This is a genomic window from Streptomyces sp. NBC_00988 (assembly GCF_045162645.1).
Classification (GTDB): domain Bacteria; phylum Actinomycetota; class Actinomycetes; order Streptomycetales; family Streptomycetaceae; genus Streptomyces.
In genome coordinates this window covers 3,688,291-3,703,059 of the sequence record NZ_CP108730.1, presented here as the reverse complement: position 1 = coordinate 3,703,059, position 14,769 = coordinate 3,688,291, and the positions used below count along the sequence as shown (strand labels likewise).

At 68.5% G+C, this 14,769-nt stretch carries 12 protein-coding genes; 6 read left to right on the top strand and 6 right to left on the bottom strand.

Annotated features, from left to right (window positions below):
* The first annotated feature begins 18 nt into the window (after window positions 1-18).
* The gene (locus OG496_RS16840) at window positions 19-768 is read left to right on the top strand and encodes a nucleotidyltransferase domain-containing protein (protein WP_405971433.1); all 750 of its coding nucleotides are present in this window, start codon (window positions 19-21) and stop codon (window positions 766-768) included.
* A gap of 22 nt (window positions 769-790) precedes the next feature.
* On the opposite strand, the gene OG496_RS16835 is transcribed toward OG496_RS16840, so the two are convergent.
* Window positions 791-1,801, bottom strand: a complete 1,011-nt coding sequence (locus OG496_RS16835) for a COX15/CtaA family protein (protein ID WP_405971432.1) — start codon at window positions 1,799-1,801, stop codon at window positions 791-793.
* A 142-nt stretch (window positions 1,802-1,943) separates the two neighbouring features.
* Window positions 1,944-4,391 carry a hypothetical protein gene (locus tag OG496_RS16830; protein WP_405971431.1) on the bottom strand — a complete coding sequence of 816 codons (2,448 nt, stop codon included), beginning with the start codon at window positions 4,389-4,391 and terminating at the stop codon, window positions 1,944-1,946.
* 428 nt (window positions 4,392-4,819) lie between these two features.
* On the opposite strand from OG496_RS16830, the gene OG496_RS16825 reads away from it, so the two are divergent.
* Entirely contained in the window at window positions 4,820-6,193 is a 1,374-nt protein-coding gene (locus tag OG496_RS16825) for a glycosyltransferase family 4 protein (protein WP_405971430.1), read from the top strand.
* Here the strand turns inward: OG496_RS16825 and OG496_RS16820 are convergent.
* From OG496_RS16820 to OG496_RS16805, 4 genes are all read right to left on the bottom strand, one after another.
* Window positions 6,109-8,211 carry a glycogen debranching N-terminal domain-containing protein gene (locus OG496_RS16820; RefSeq protein ID WP_405971429.1) on the bottom strand — a complete coding sequence of 701 codons (2,103 nt, stop codon included), beginning with the start codon at window positions 8,209-8,211 and terminating at the stop codon, window positions 6,109-6,111. The two genes, OG496_RS16825 and OG496_RS16820, sit on opposite strands and share 85 nt — an antisense overlap.
* A 109-nt stretch (window positions 8,212-8,320) precedes the next feature.
* A complete protein-coding gene (locus OG496_RS16815; protein ID WP_405971428.1) occupies window positions 8,321-9,088 on the bottom strand; it encodes an ABC transporter permease in 768 nt (255 codons plus the stop codon).
* Window positions 9,085-10,008, bottom strand: coding sequence for an ABC transporter ATP-binding protein (locus tag OG496_RS16810; protein ID WP_405971427.1), 924 nt, complete (start codon window positions 10,006-10,008; stop codon window positions 9,085-9,087). Before OG496_RS16810 ends, OG496_RS16815 begins: the two co-directional genes overlap by 4 nt.
* A 10-nt stretch (window positions 10,009-10,018) precedes the next feature.
* Entirely contained in the window at window positions 10,019-10,867 is an 849-nt protein-coding gene (locus OG496_RS16805) for an aminoglycoside N(3)-acetyltransferase (RefSeq protein ID WP_405971426.1), read from the bottom strand.
* Between the two features lie 160 nt (window positions 10,868-11,027).
* Here OG496_RS16805 and OG496_RS16800 point away from each other — a divergent pair, with 160 nt between their 5' ends.
* The 4 genes from OG496_RS16800 to OG496_RS16785 are packed head-to-tail and all read left to right on the top strand — an operon-like array spanning window position 11,028 to window position 14,768.
* Window positions 11,028-11,777, top strand: coding sequence for a metalloregulator ArsR/SmtB family transcription factor (locus OG496_RS16800; protein ID WP_366494234.1), 750 nt, complete (start codon window positions 11,028-11,030; stop codon window positions 11,775-11,777).
* Window positions 11,774-13,198: a Fe-S cluster assembly protein SufB gene (sufB, locus tag OG496_RS16795; RefSeq protein ID WP_328684062.1), complete on the top strand. Its 1,425-nt coding sequence runs from the start codon at window positions 11,774-11,776 to the stop codon at window positions 13,196-13,198. The genes OG496_RS16800 and sufB overlap by 4 nt, the downstream gene beginning before the upstream one ends.
* Before the next feature lie 56 nt (window positions 13,199-13,254).
* Complete coding sequence (sufD, locus tag OG496_RS16790; protein ID WP_405971425.1) at window positions 13,255-14,439, top strand: Fe-S cluster assembly protein SufD; 1,185 nt, start codon at window positions 13,255-13,257, stop codon at window positions 14,437-14,439.
* Window positions 14,439-14,768 carry a non-heme iron oxygenase ferredoxin subunit gene (locus OG496_RS16785; RefSeq protein WP_328684064.1) on the top strand — a complete coding sequence of 110 codons (330 nt, stop codon included), beginning with the start codon at window positions 14,439-14,441 and terminating at the stop codon, window positions 14,766-14,768. The genes sufD and OG496_RS16785 overlap by 1 nt, the downstream gene beginning before the upstream one ends.
* Window position 14,769: the final 1 nt, after the last annotated feature.

Sequence of the window (14,769 nt, the reverse complement as noted above, 5' to 3'; positions counted from 1 at the left end):
GCTGTACAGACTGGGCCCATGCCGACCGACGCCTTGCTCGACCGCTTCCTGAACGAACTGGCCCCCCTGGAGCCCATCGCCGTGTGGGCCCACGGTTCGCTCGCCGGGGGCGACTACCAGGAGGGCCGCAGCGACCTTGACCTGATAGCCATCCTCGACCATCCCCTCAAGCCGAGCACCGCCCGACAGCTCGTCGCCCTGCACCGAGGGCTGCGCACCGACCCCCTCGCCGTCCGGCTGCACTGCAGCTACCTCGCCCCGGGAACCCAGGACGCCCCGAACCAGCGCCACCTCACCTGGGCGCACGACCACGTCACCCGCCGGCCCGTCACGCCCGTCACCCGGCGTGAACTGCACGAATTCGGGCGGGTGTTGCACGGCGGCTCACCGAAGGACCTGCTGCCGGCCGTGACGGACCAGGAGCTGGCCGAGTTCGTCGTACGGGACCAGCGGGAGTTCTGGCGGCCGGCCGTCGACAAGCCGCAGATCTGGCTTGAGAACGGCTGGGTCGACGTCGGCCTGACCACCTTCGCCCGCGCGACGGTCACCAGACGGGACGGCCGCCTGATCACCAAGCGCGAGGCCCTCGACCTGCTGCCCTCGCTCGGCGCTCCGGTGGAGGTCGTGGAGGACGTCGTACGGCGGCGTTACGACGATCCGGTACCGTCCGCCACCTCCGTAGAGGGCGATTGGCTCCACCGCCGGGCGGAGCTGACCCGGGCCTATCTGGGCCCGGCGATCGACGACTTGGTGACGCGTTACGGGTGAGCCATTTATTACGGGTGACGCTTCACGCGCGCGTGGGCAGTGACTGTTCCACCGACGGGCCCGGCAGGTCGGCCACGACCTCCGGCCGCTCGCGCAGCGACAGCAGCACCCGCAGCACCCCGATCCACACCAGGCAGGAGCCGAGCATGTGGAGGGCGACCAGGGCCTCGGGGAGGTTCGTGAAGTACTGGACGTAACCGATGACGCCCTGGGAGAGCAGGATCAGGAACAGGTCTCGGGTGCGGTCCAGGGGGCCCTTGGGGGCGTCGACCGCCTTGAGGACGAACCACAGGGCGAACGTCAGCGTGACCACGATCCAGGCGAGCACCGAGTGCAGCTTGGCGACCGTCTCCCAGTCGATCGGGATCCGGTCGACCTCCTTGGAGTCACCCGCGTGCGGACCGGCGCCGGTGACCACCGTGCCGACCGCGATCAGCAGCACGGAGGCGGTGACCAGGAACCACACCAGTTGCTGCACGGCCTTGCCGACCAGCGGCTTGGGCTCCCCGTCGCCCTCCCGGCTGCGCTGCCACATCAGCGTGGCGACCGCGATCAGCGCCGAGGAGAGCAGGAAGTGGGCCGCGACCGTGTACGGGTTGAGGCCGACGAGGACCACGATCCCGCCGAGGATCGCGTTGCTCATCACGATCCAGAACTGCGCCCAGCCCAGCCGGGTGAGGGTGCGGCGGTACGGCTTCTCCGAGCGCGCGGCGATGATCGCCCAGCCGACGGCGGCGCACAGGACGTACGTCAGCATCCGGTTGCCGAACTCGATGGCACCGTGGAAGCCCATCGCGCTGGTCGTCGTCAGCGAGTCGTCCGTGCACTTGGGCCAGGTCGGGCAGCCGAGCCCGGAACCCGTCAGCCGCACGGCACCGCCGGTGACCACGATGACCACCGACATGACGAGCGCGGCGAGAGCAGCCCGCCGGACCGTCCGGGGATCCGGGGTCCAACGTGCGGCGATGAAGGCGAGGGGGTTGCGCGCGGCGGCTACGACGTCGGCGGGGGTCACGTTTGGCACGGGGACCATCGTAGGGGGGTGCTTGTGCATGAATTCACGTGGGGGTGGGCGGGTCCGGACAGTTCGACTGCTCGGCTCTCGGGCTGGGCGAAGGGACCGTACCGCTGCTCGGGGGCGGATCTCACCGGCCCTTCCTCCCTTCGCGGATGCGCTAGGTGTGCGCGGGCTGCTCGTCCCCGATCGCTCCCTTGATGCGCTGTGCACGGGTACGGAAGTCGGCCGCCCGCTGCGCGTCGGTGGTGCACAGGGCGAGTCGCTCGTACACGGCGCTCAGTGAGGGATGGTCGCTTCCCAGCCGTCCGCGGATGATGCGCTCGGCTTCGCGCAGCGTGTCCTCCGCGCCTTGTCGGTCCCCGGCGCTGAGCAGTACAGGGCCCAGTCGCGACAGCGTCTTGGCGCGGTAGTGGTGCCCCCGTCCGTATCTCGCGACATAGATGCCTTCGGCCTCGCGCAGCGTCCGCAGGGCTTGTTTCGTCCGGCCCTGCGCGTGTTGCAGGGAGCCCAGCTTGTTGAGACAGGCGGCATATTTATGGTCCTCCGCCTCGCGACGCTTGCGGTGCAGCTCGACCACAGGGGTCAGTAACTCGGCAGCTTCCCGCAGGCGCGCACGTGAGTCCCGGCGCAGCCGTCGCCGTAGCAACGGGTTGTAGGTGTCCCGGGCGAGGGCGCGGAGTTCCTCGCCTCGACGGCGGCGTACATCTGCGAGGAACTTCGCGACTTGGGACGTTTCGAAATCGTCGGGGCCGCGGTTCGCACGAAAGGCCGAGAACGCTTCGGACAGCTCCCGGTCGGCAGTCTCCAGGTCACCGCGGTCCTGCGCCACGATGCCTGTGTCACGCTGGAGCATGGCTCGGAAGACCAGATGCTCCCGGGGTTCCTCACTGCCCCGGCGCGGGATCTTCCTGGCGGCTCGCTCATAACAGTCGAGAGCTTTGGCGAGCTGGCCGGCGTTCCTGTGGATCATGCCGACCTCCTGCTCGGCAATGGCCCAGTCGAGCCCTTCCCACTCGGCGCCGTGGTGCTCGTATATGTCGATCGCCTGTTCCACGGCTGTCAGGGCCTCGGTGAACTGGGTGTCCTCGCGCAGAATGCCCCCGAGCTGCCTGAGGCACTGGGCCCGCAGCGGGAGGAACGCGGAATCGTTCGGCCGCCGCAGGCACTGGTTCAGTGCCTGGCGGCACTGTGCCTCGGCGTCGTCGAGATGCGCCAGCAGGTAGTGCTGGCGGGCCACGGCGAGCTGCGCGGTGGCGAGCCCCAGGTCATCGCCGGGGTGCGTTTCGCGGAGCGTCGCCTCCTTTTCGAAGTACTCCAGGGCATGCACCCAGTCGCAGCGGTGCTCCTGATAGATGCCGACGCGGTGCAACAGCCTGGCCAGGGCCTTGGGATCACGGGCCGCGCCATACTCCTGGTCGTCCGTGTCGGCCACCCACACCAGCTCGGCCGACACCGCCTCGACATGCGGCATCAACGTCTCACAGGCGGCCCGCTCGTCCAGTAGCTCGGGTGCCACGGGGAACGCGGCCTCCAGCAACTGGACCGCGGACTGTGACCAGAGCAGCCTGGCCTGGGTGTCCATGCCCTCACGGACGAAGAACTGGACCTGCGGATGCATGCCGTAGATGACGCTCGCGACCCGGCTGTCCCCGCTACGGCTGAGCAGCGAGTGGTGAGACAGCCGCCGGACCACGCGGTTGAAGGCGTCCTCGTCCTCCATCACTTCTCGTAGCGGTGAGGGGATCACCTGGGAATGGCGCAGCAGCATGTCCCGCCGTACGTCCTCCGACGCGAGGAAGGAGCACAGCCGCATGAGGTCCTCGGCGACCGGCTCGGCGGAGACGATCCGCTCGATCGAGAGCCGGAAGGTGGCGGCAGCGCTGGTGAGGGGGTGACCCGGGAGACGGCGCAGATACTCCTTCACGGAGATCTCGGCATCAGCGATGTACGCCCCCGCCTGGTCCAGGGCCAGGGGTAGCCAGTGCAGTTGGGCGCCCAGCTCGACCAGCGCCCTCTCGTCGTCCTCGGCGCTGATCCTCTTGCCCAGGAGGACGAGTCCGTCGTCCGCGTTCAGGTCGGGCAGCGCGATCCGTTCGACGGAGTCGGCGGGGAGGTTCTCCCAGCCTTCGTGCCGCTGCGTGGTGATGAGTACTTCCCCGTGTCCTGTCCTGGGCAGCAGGGAGGGCCGCACGTTGTTCGTCTGGTCGCTCAGAGGGCCCAGGCTGTCGTCCTGAGCGTCGTCGTAGACCAGTACCCAGCCGGGAGTGTCACGCAGTCGGCCCCAGAGCCGGTTGAGCATCACGTTCTTGGAGTTGTGTTCCGGTATGCCCAGACATGCGGCGAGTTCCAGTAACTCGCCCATGAGCCGTTCGTAACTGGAGGCGTGGAGCCACCAGACCAGCGACCGGTGTTGTCGCAGGCGGCTGTCGGCATAGGCGGTGGCCAGTTGGGTCTTGCCCAGGCCTGCCCGCCCGTGCACCACGCAGACCCGCATTCCGCTGTTGCGTTCCCTTGGCCTCAACGCCTTTGAGACTGCTTTGAGTTCGTCGGTACGACCGGTGAAGTAGCGAGAAAGGGTGGGGAGATTGGGTGGGGGTACGTACATTGCGTCATGATCCGCGCTGCCAATGGCGGAGTGGGCGGAGCGGGAGCGATGTACGGAGAAGTAACCGGAAATCGCCGAAATACCTCCCAGGGCACCGGCACTTGAGGCCAGGAGGATGAGGGGTGTGCCATGGGTGTCCTGTGCGAGCACGGACAAAAAAATCGCTCCCGCCCCAGTCAGGGAGCTGAGAGCGGTGTCAAAGCGACGTCGGGCTACAAGCGAGCCGTTGCCGTCGCCTAATATCCGACGTATCGCCCGTATCGCCATCGTGCCCCCCGGTCGCCGCGCGTGTACTACAGTCCATTCTCCTCGCCAGTGGCACTGGCAACCAGGCAACCGCACGGAACCAAGCTGCGTCTATCAGTGTCCTCATCCTGTACTAGTCGTTGATTTCTGCGTTTCGGGCATCTACGACTCGCGGAGGCGCGGTGGACCAGCAGCAGCCAGGACCCGGTGAGAAACCCGGGCTCCAGCGGAAGCAGAAGCTTCACATCGGGTTGGTCCACTGGTCGTTCCCACCCGTCGTCGGTGGGGTGGAGACCCATCTCTGGGACTACTCCAAGGCGTTGGCGGGGCGGGGCCATCAGGTCACCGTGTTCACCGGATCGATCGGCGCCCGTCGGCCGTGTGACGGCGTAAGGGTGATCCGGAACGAAGTGCTCGATCTGTCAGCCGGATACGAGGACAACGAAGAGACGGTGACGGAGCTGCGTGATTGGTTCCGCAGCCAACTCGCGCAGTCCGGGGACCCCATCCGCCTGGTCCACGGCCACAACCTGCACCACTTCTCCAGCGCCCCCGCACGTGCGCTGAAGGCTCTTCAGAGCGAACTCGACCTCGTACTGCTGCACACGTACCACAGCATCTGGCGCACAGACGAGGATAAGCGGATCGCCAGGGAGTGCGCCGTCTGGGACGTCCATCACGCGGTGTCGGACTTCCTCGTCACTCAGTGCTCCGAGGTGCTGGGACAGGGTGCGGAGCACACCGGTCCGAAGGTGGAACCCACCTATCTGGGCGTGGATACAAGCCTGTACACGAACATTCCGGAGGTCGAGGACGAGCCAGGTCGGCATCCGGTTGTGCTGCTGCCGGCCCGGCTGATCCCCGACAAGGGTGCCGAAGTGGCCATCTTGATGCTGAAGCTCCTCGTTGAGCGTGCGAAGGGGCGCAAGGGGGAACTGGCCTTGCTACGCCCTCGGTTGGTTCTCACAGACCCGTTCGAGACCGTTGACTTCCACGGTGAGCGCGGTCAGTTCCGCGGCGAGCTGTCCAAACTCGTCGAGGTGTGCGAGCTCGCGGAAGGACCGGGGCAGGACGTCGAGTTCAGGCCGGCCGGCATCGAGGACATGAGGAAGCTCTACCAGGAGGCCACCGTCGTGGTGTACCCCTCCCTTTTCGACGAGCCCATGGGCCTTGCCCCCCTGGAGGCGATGTGCGCGGCCCGCCCCGTGGTGGCCACCGGTGTGGGAGGGCTGGGTGAAGGCGGCAGCAAGCTGGTCGCTCTTGACAAGAAAGACGAGAAAGGCGAGGAAGTGGAGGAGCTGGCGTCTCGCTTCGCCGACGAGTTGTGGCCCCTGCTCACCGAGCCTTCGCTGGCCAGGAAGGCTGGTTGTATGGCCCGCGAGCACGTCGTTGGCCACTTCGACCTGGAGCAGGTGTACGTCAAACCGATGCTTGCCGAGTACCGGCGCCTCCTGGGGCCGGACCCCGACGCCTACGAGTGCGACATCCCCCAGCCTTCCGGCAGCCCCGAGACCCTTGACACACCTTCCCTGTCCACTTCCACGGTCACAGACTGACCCGCGAGGACCAGGCCACGCACCGTCATCGGCCACTGCGGTACCGGGCGTACGTGCAGCGTTCGGCTGGTGATGTCGGGCTTGAGGCCGAGTAGGGCGGACAGCACTGCCACGCCTGAAGCCGCCGACCAGCCCTGTGGGCGGCAGGCGGCCGGGTAGGCGAGCGGCGCGGGGGAGTCCTCGGTGCGGGCATCGCCCGCGTACAGCTCGGGCATGCGGTACGAGAAGTAGGTGGCGGCGTCCAGCAGACCGTCCACCAGTCGGCTCGCCTCCTCGTGGCGACCGGTCGCGCACAGCCCCTTTATGGCGATCGCGGTGTCGTGGGTCCACACCGAACCCCCGTGATAGCTCAGCGGGTTGAAACCGGGCACGGCGGCCGACCGGCTGCGTAGCCCCCAGCCGGAGTTGAGTTCGTCGTCCGCCAGCCAGGCGGACACGTCGCGGCAGCCCTCGGCGTCGAGGATGCCGGTCGACAACAACTGGCCCATGTTCGACGCCGGACCGCTCACCGGGGTGAGTCCGTGTCCCACGGCGATGGCCACATAGCGCGATGCGGGGCCATGCCGTGCGGGTATCCAGAACGAGTCGGCAAACCGTTTCCGCAGGGATTCCGCCCAGCTGAGCAGGCGTTGGGCGGCCTCGTGGTGGCCACGGCTGTTCAGTAGTGAGGCTAGCCCCACGGCCGCCTCGTACGCGTATCCCTGTACTTCGCAGAGAGCCAGCGGGGGTTCGATGCGCCGGCCCTCGGCGTCGCGCACCGCGTCGTCGCTGTCCTTCCATGACTGGTGGCGCAGCCCTCCGGCACGTGGGTAGTAGCGCAGCAGACCGTCCTCGTCACGGCTGCTGGACTTCACGACCCAGTCCATGGCGCGCTCCGCGTAGGGCAGCAGAGCGTCCACCTGTGCGTCGGACAGACCCCAGTGCCAGGCTTCGACCAGCAGCGTCACGAACAGCGGTGTGGCGTCCACCGATCCGTAGTAGTACGCGGGCAGAAACAGCCCGTGGCCGTGTTGGGCCTCCGCCGGACGCAGTTCGTGCAGGATCCTGCCGGGTGCCTCTTCGCGGTGGTGGTCGTGCACGCGCCCCTGTCGGCGGGCCAGTGCCCAGAGAGTGCCGCGGGCCAGATCCGTGCCCAGCGGCAGCATCATCCTCGCCGACCAGATCGAGTCCCGGCCGAAGAGCGTGAGATACCACGGGCAGCCGGCGGCGATGAACTGGTCCTCGGGGCCAGTGTCGGCGGTGCGCTGAGGATCGGCGAGGCGCAGCGCACGAAGATCACCGAGACCTCGTCTGACCAGCCCCATCAGCCGTCGGTCGCCGGTGATCAACGGGTCCTTCCAGGGCGCGGGGGTGCTGGGAGCCACGGGGTGTCCCGGAGGCGTCGGCACCGCGCGGCCGGTGACGGCGAGCTCGACCTGCCAGCTCTCTCCTGGTCGCAGAAGCACCAGGGGCCAGGTCATGGTTCCCCCTTCGGGGCCCCCGGACGTCTCGGGCTTCGTGCCGGACACGACGTTGATGCGGGCACGGCCGCTGGGGGAGCGCCAGGCGAGAGAGGCCCGGGCCGCCGTGCAGCGCACAACAGGGCGGCTGTGTCCGCGCTTGACGTCGGCGATGTCCGCGAGGTCCGACGCGGCGGCCAGCTGTACGTGCAACCGGCGTTCGGCGGTGCCGATGTTGCGCAGGGAAATGGTTTCGCCGGCACCGGCGGTCCGGATGCGCTCGACGATCAGCGTCGGGTCGTCGGTCCGGTCCCTTGGATAGCGGTGGACCGCGGTGAACCTCACCTGGTGCGGGCCGAGGGGCTGGACGCCTATGGGTTCGGGTTCACGTTCGTCGAGGAGCAGGCACAGGGTGTGCAGCAGTCGGCGGTCGTGGTCGTAGAAACCCTCTGCTCGTATGCCTCTCAACTGCCCGTCACGGGACGAAGCGGCGAAGGCCGGGGCGGCGACGCAGAAGACGACGTCGTGAAGCAGCGGCTGCAGAGCCCGGGGTGCTGAAGAATCCGTGGATTCAAACACGGGGCGGGTCTTCCCCGTCAGCGACAGTCTCATTCACGTACCGCCCCCGCGCAGGCCCTCGCAAGGCCGTGTGCTCAGGGCGAGCGGTGGTGCGCCGGGCAGAAGACGCTCACTCCCAGCGGAAGAACCTCCCAGCCGCCCCCAGCCCCACAACAGCCCAAACCCCCAGAATCCCCAGATCCCCCCAAGGCATCCCCGCCCCCTGCTGCAACACATCCCGCAACCCGTCCGACAGGGCAGAGATCGGCAGCAACCCCAGCACGTCCTGAACCCCCGCCGGGTACTTGTCCATCGGCACGATCACCCCGCCGCCGACGAGCAGCAGCAGGAACACCAGGTTCGCGGCGGCCAGCGTGGCCTCCGCCTTCAGGGTGCCGGCCATCAGCAGGCCGAGGCCGGAGAAGGCCGCCGTGCCGAGGATCAGGAGCAGGAACACCGCGAGGGGGTTGCCGTGCGGGGACCAGCCCAGGGCGAAGGCGATCGCCGTCAGCAGGATGATCTGGAGGATCTCCGTGACGAGCACCGCCGCCGTCTTCGCGGTCATCAGGCCCCAGCGGGGGAGCGGCGAGGACGCGAGGCGCTTCAGGACGCCGTAGCGGCGTTCGAAGCCCGTGGCGATGGCCTGGCCTGTGAACGCCGTCGACATCACGGCCAGGGCGAGGATGCCAGGGGTGAGGAAGTCGACGGACTTGCCCTTGCCGGTGTCGACGATGTCCACCGAGCTGAACAGGACCAGGAGGAGGGTCGGGATGACCACCGTGAGGAGGAGCTGCTCGCCGTTCCGTAGGAGCATCTTCGTTTCGAGGGCCGCCTGTGCCGCGATCATGCGGGGGAGGGGGGCCGCCCCCGGTGCGGGCGCATAAGTCGCCGTGGTCATGAGCGCAGCTCCTTGCCGGTCAGCTCCAAGAAAACGTCCTCCAGGGTGTGCCGTTCGACCGAGATCTTCTCCGGCATCACCCCGTGCTGCGCGCACCAGGAGGTGACCGTGGCGAGCAGTTGGGGGTCGACCTTGCCGCCGACGCGGTAGGAGCCCGGGGTCAGTTCGGCGGCCGTGGAGTCGGCCGGGAGGGCCTTCAGGAGGGAGCCGACGTCGAGGCCGGGGCGGCCGCTGAAGCGGAGCGTGTTCTCGGCCCCGCCGCGGCACAGGTCCTCGGGGGAGCCGTGCGCGATGACCTTGCCGGCGTCGATGATCGCCACGTCGTCGGCCAACTGCTCGGCCTCGTCCATGTGATGGGTCGTGAGGATCACGGAGACACCGTCCGTGCGCAGGTCCCTGACCAGGTCCCAGGTCGCGCGGCGGGCCTGCGGGTCGAGGCCCGCCGTCGGCTCGTCCAGGAAGACCAGTTCCGGGCGGCCTACGACGGCCATCGCGAGCGCGAGACGCTGCTGCTGGCCGCCGGACAGGCGCCGGTACGTCGTGCGGCCGCAACTGCCGAGCCCCAGGCGCTCGATGAGCGCGTCCACGTCCAGCGGGTGCGCGTGCAGCTTGGCGATGTGGCGGAGCATCTCGTCGGCGCGGGCGCCCGAGTAGACACCGCCGGACTGGAGCATCACGCCGATTCTGGGGCGCAGCGCGGCGGACTCGCGGACCGGGTCGAGGCCCAGGACGCGCACCGTGCCGGAATCCGGCCTCCGGTACCCCTCGCAGGTCTCGACCGTGGTCGTCTTGCCCGCCCCGTTGGGACCGAGCACCGCGGTGACGCCCGCATCGGCCTCCAGGTCGAGGCCGTTCACCGCGGTCTTCGTGCCGTACCGCTTCACCAGGGCCTGGACCTGGAGCACGGGCTCACTTCGCATGGGCCCGAGTCTAGGTACGCGGCCCGCGCCTCAGGCGGGCGGGTGCGGGATCTCCCCCGGACGGGATCTCCTCCTCACGGGGGCGGTGCAGGGGCAGCCACCGTTCCGCGTACGCCACGGCGTCCGCCACCGGGAACAGCCGGGCGTCGGCCGCGCCCACCTTCCCCCGGAGGACCGGACGGTCCCGTTCGAAGTCGTGGCCCAGTTCGTCGAAGCGGTCGGAGGTGATCGACACCTCGGTCACCGTCTCCCAGCCGTCCGGTCCGGGGCGGCCGACCTGGACCAGTGGGGACGGGACGCGGTACTCGGCGAGATGGAAGCTCGTGCAGGCGTCGTAGCCCGCGCCGAGCAGTAGCACGCGCGCGTGGAGGGCCTCCAGGCGGGCCAGCGGACTGCGCTCGCCGAGCCGGCAGTCGGTCGCGTGGCCGGCGACTATCTCGCTCGCGCGCGGGCCGAGCGCCGCGAACGACGTCTGCGGGTGCGCGGAGCGCTCGGCGCCGGGCCAGGTGCGGACGGTCTCCGGGAGCACGCCGACGCCGCGGGAGGGCGTGACGAGGGGGTCGTAGGACGGCATGGAGGTGCGGATGGTGTCCCACCACTCGCGGGGGACCGGCGGGTTTCCCCAGTGGGCCGGGTCAGAGAGGTCGCCGGTCTGGGTGGGGACGACCAGGGTGCCGTCCGGGGTGAGGGCGTCGAGGAGTCCCTGGACGAGCGACACGGCGCCTCCGCAGACCCATCCGAGGGAGCTGAGGGAGGTGTGCGCGAGGAGGGTCTCGCCGGGGCGGACGCCCAGCTCGCGCAGTTGTGCGGCGGCTGTGTCCCGGGTGACAAGTGGGCCGGTGGGAGGGGGTGTGGGCATGGTCGTGGAGTGTCCTCGAAGGGGGTGCGTGGCGCCAGTGAATTGATCGATCAAAGATCGTTCCCGCAGGTCAGATTAGGTATGCCTAAGTGATGCAGCGCACCGTCCATCCGCCGGACGCGGGTTGCCTGCCTCTGAGGAATTACGCAACAATGGCGTTGTGAAAAACGTTGGCGAGGCTCCGCAGGAGGAACTCGCGACCGGTGAGCGGTCCACCCGCAACCGTGTCGCGCGCTCCATCCTGGACCACGGCCCGTCGACCGTGGCCGACCTCGCCGGCCGGCTGGGGCTGACCCAGGCCGCCGTACGCCGTCATCTCGACGCACTCGTCGCCGACGACGTCGTGGAAGCACGTGAGCAGCGGGTCTACGGAGCGCGCACGCGCGGCCGTCCCGCGAAGGTGTTCGCCCTGACCGACTGCGGTCGCGACGCCTTCGACCAGTCCTACGACAAGCTCGCCGCGGACGCGCTGCGCTGGATCGCGGCGCGCGAGGGCGGGGACGAGGCCGTCGTGGCCTTCGCCCGTGACCGCATGGCCGCCCAGGCCATCGCCTACCGCAAGGTCGTCGAGGCCGCCGCCCCGGAGAACCGCGCGGAAGCCCTGGCCAAGGCCCTGAGCGTGGACGGGTACGCTGCTACGGCGCGTAGCGCACCGGTCGGTGAGCAGCTCTGCCAGCACCACTGCCCGGTCGCCCATGTCGCCGAGCAGTTTCCGCAGCTGTGCGAGGCGGAGACCGAGCTCTTCTCCCAGCTGCTCGGCACCCATGTCCAGCGACTGGCCACCATCGCCCACGGCGACGGCGTGTGCACCACGTTTATCCCGAAGAACTCGAATACCCCGAAGATTTCCAAGACCGTTTCCGATCCACCGAACACATCTGCACGTACCGCCGGGAGGAACCCCGCATGACGCTCCCCATCGAGGAGACCGCCCACCCCGAGCTTGAGGGCCTGGGCACCTACGAATACGGCTGGGCCGACTCCGACGTGGCCGGTGCCTCCGCGAAGCGCGGCATCAACGAGGACGTCGTCCGGGACATCTCCGGCAAGAAGAGCGAGCCGGAGTGGATGACCAAGCTCCGTCTCAAGGGTCTGCGCCTGTTCGAGAAGAAGCCCATGCCGAACTGGGGCTCCGACCTCTCCGGCATCGACTTCGACAACATCAAGTACTTCGTGCGCTCCACGGAGAAGCAGGCGGAGTCCTGGGAGGACCTGCCCGAGGACATCAAGAACACGTACGACAAGCTCGGCATCCCCGAGGCGGAGAAGCAGCGCCTCGTCGCCGGTGTCGCGGCCCAGTACGAGTCCGAGGTCGTCTACCACCAGATCAACGAAGAGCTCGAGGCGCAGGGTGTCATCTTCATGGACACCGACACCGCGCTGAAGGAGCACCCGGAGCTCTTCAAGGAGTACTTCGGGACCGTCATCCCGGTCGGTGACAACAAGTTCGCGTCGCTGAACAGCGCCGTGTGGTCCGGCGGCTCCTTCATCTACGTGCCGAAGGGCGTGCACGTCGAGATCCCGCTCCAGGCCTACTTCCGTATCAACACGGAGAACATGGGCCAGTTCGAGCGGACGCTGATCATCGTCGACGAGGGCGCCTACGTGCACTACGTCGAGGGTTGTACGGCGCCGATCTACTCCTCGGACTCCCTGCACTCCGCGGTGGTCGAGATCATCGTGAAGAAGGGTGGCCGCTGCCGTTACACGACCATCCAGAACTGGTCGAACAACGTCTACAACCTGGTCACCAAGCGCGCCGTCGCCTACGAGGGCGCGACCATGGAGTGGATCGACGGCAACATCGGCTCCAAGGTGACGATGAAGTACCCGGCCGTCTACCTGATGGGCGAGCACGCCAAGGGCGAGACCCTCTCCATCGCCTTCGCGGGCGAGGGCCAGCACCAGGACGCCGGCTCAAAGATGGTCCACATGGCGCCGAACACGTCGTCCAACATCGTCTCCAAGTCGGTGGCGCGCGGCGGCGGTCGTACGTCCTACCGCGGTCTCGTCGAGATCGGCGAGGGCGCCCACGGCTCCAAGTCGAACGTGCTGTGCGACGCGCTGCTCGTCGACACGATCTCCCGCTCGGACACGTACCCGTACGTGGACGTCCGCGAGGACGACGTGTCCATGGGCCACGAGGCGACCGTCTCCAAGGTCAGCGACGACCAGCTCTTCTACCTGATGAGCCGGGGCATGACCGAGTTCGAGGCGATGGCGATGATCGTGCGCGGCTTCGTCGAGCCGATCGCCAAGGAACTGCCCATGGAGTACGCCCTGGAGCTCAACCGGCTGATCGAGCTCCAGATGGAAGGCTCGGTCGGCTGACCCCGACCGTCTGCCGGCACACTTCTTGATCACAGAAAGCGAGCACTACGACAGCCATGGCTGAGGCTCAGAACTCCACGGTGGGGTCCTCCACCACCGCCGGATCGATCGCGGTGGCCGCCGAGTCGACCGTCGCCACGCGCATGAGCGCGCCCCCCTCCTTCGACGTGGCGGACTTCCCGGTCCCCCACGGCCGCGAGGAGGAGTGGCGGTTCACCCCGCTGGAGCGCCTGCGCGGGCTGCACGACGGCACCGCGGTCGCCACCGGCGACGGCGTGAAGGTCGCCATCGGGACCCCCGAGGGGGTCACCGTGGAGACCGTCGGCCGTGACGACGCGCGGCTCGGCAAGGCGGGCACCCCGGTGGACCGCGTGGCCGCGCAGGCCTACTCGTCCTTCGAGAAGGCCTCGGTCGTGACCGTCCCCAAGGAGACGGTCCTGACCGAGCCGATCCGCATCGCCGTGCACGGCGAGGGCGGCGTCGCCTACGGCCACCAGGTCGTCGAGCTGGGAGCCTTCGCCGAGGCCGTCGTCGTCATCGACCACACCGGTGACGCGGTCCTCGCCGCCAACGTCGACTACATCGTCGGCGACGGCGCCAAGCTCACCGTCGTCTCCGTCCAGGACTGGGACGACAAGGCCGTGCACGTCGGCCAGCACAACGCCCTGATCGGCCGGGACGCCACGTTCAAGTCGTTCGTCGTCACCTTCGGCGGCGACCTCGTACGACTGCACCCGCGCGTGGCCTACGCCGGACCCGGCGGCGAGGCCGAACTGTTCGGCCTGTACTTCACGGACGCCGGCCAGCACCAGGAGCACCGCCTCCTGGTCGACCACAACGTCCCGCACTGCAAGTCCAACGCCGTCTACAAGGGCGCGCTGCAGGGCGAGGGCGCCCACGCGGTGTGGATCGGCGACGTGCTCATCGAGGCCACGGCCGAGGGCACCGACACGTACGAGATGAACCGCAACCTCGTGCTGACCGACGGCGCCCGCGTCGACTCCGTGCCCAACCTGGAGATCGAGACCGGCGAGATCGTCGGCGCCGGACACGCCTCCGCGACCGGCCGCTTCGACGACGAGCAGCTCTTCTACCTGATGGCCCGCGGCATCCCCGCCGACGACGCCCGACGCCTGGTGGTCCGCGGCTTCTTCGCCGAGCTGGTCCAGCAGATCGGTGTCGCCGACATCCAGGAGCGGCTGCTGGAGAAGATCGACGCGGAGCTGGAGGCGTCGGTCTGATGGCCTTCGTACGCGCCTGTGGCCTCGGCGAGCTGGAGGAGGACACCCCGAAGCGGGTGGAACTCGACGGCACGCCGGTCTCGGTCGTGAAGACCGGAGGAGAGGTGTTCGCGATCAACGACATCTGCTCGCACGCGAACGTCTCGCTCTCCGAGGGCGACGTGGAGGACTGCCAGATCGAGTGCTGGCTGCACGGCTCCGCGTTCGACCTGCGCACCGGCAAGCCGTCCGGCCTTCCCGCCACGCGCCCCGTACCCGTTTACCCCGTACAGATCGAAGGGGGCAGCGTCCTCGTTGACGTACGCGCCTCCCTCACCCAGGAGTCCTGAG

Coding starts and splice junctions, on each gene's coding strand:
- OG496_RS16840 (WP_405971433.1), top strand. CDS start 19: ATGCCGACCGACGCCTTGCTCGACCGCTTCCTGAACGAACTGGCCCCC.
- sufD (WP_405971425.1), top strand. CDS start 13,255: ATGGCTGAGGCTCAGAACTCCACGGTGGGGTCCTCCACCACCGCCGGA.
- OG496_RS16830 (WP_405971431.1), bottom strand. CDS start 4,391: ATGTACGTACCCCCACCCAATCTCCCCACCCTTTCTCGCTACTTCACC.
- OG496_RS16815 (WP_405971428.1), bottom strand. CDS start 9,088: ATGACCACGGCGACTTATGCGCCCGCACCGGGGGCGGCCCCCCTCCCC.
- sufB (WP_328684062.1), top strand. CDS start 11,774: ATGACGCTCCCCATCGAGGAGACCGCCCACCCCGAGCTTGAGGGCCTG.
- OG496_RS16810 (WP_405971427.1), bottom strand. CDS start 10,008: ATGCGAAGTGAGCCCGTGCTCCAGGTCCAGGCCCTGGTGAAGCGGTAC.
- OG496_RS16785 (WP_328684064.1), top strand. CDS start 14,439: ATGGCCTTCGTACGCGCCTGTGGCCTCGGCGAGCTGGAGGAGGACACC.
- OG496_RS16805 (WP_405971426.1), bottom strand. CDS start 10,867: ATGCCCACACCCCCTCCCACCGGCCCACTTGTCACCCGGGACACAGCC.
- OG496_RS16835 (WP_405971432.1), bottom strand. CDS start 1,801: ATGGTCCCCGTGCCAAACGTGACCCCCGCCGACGTCGTAGCCGCCGCG.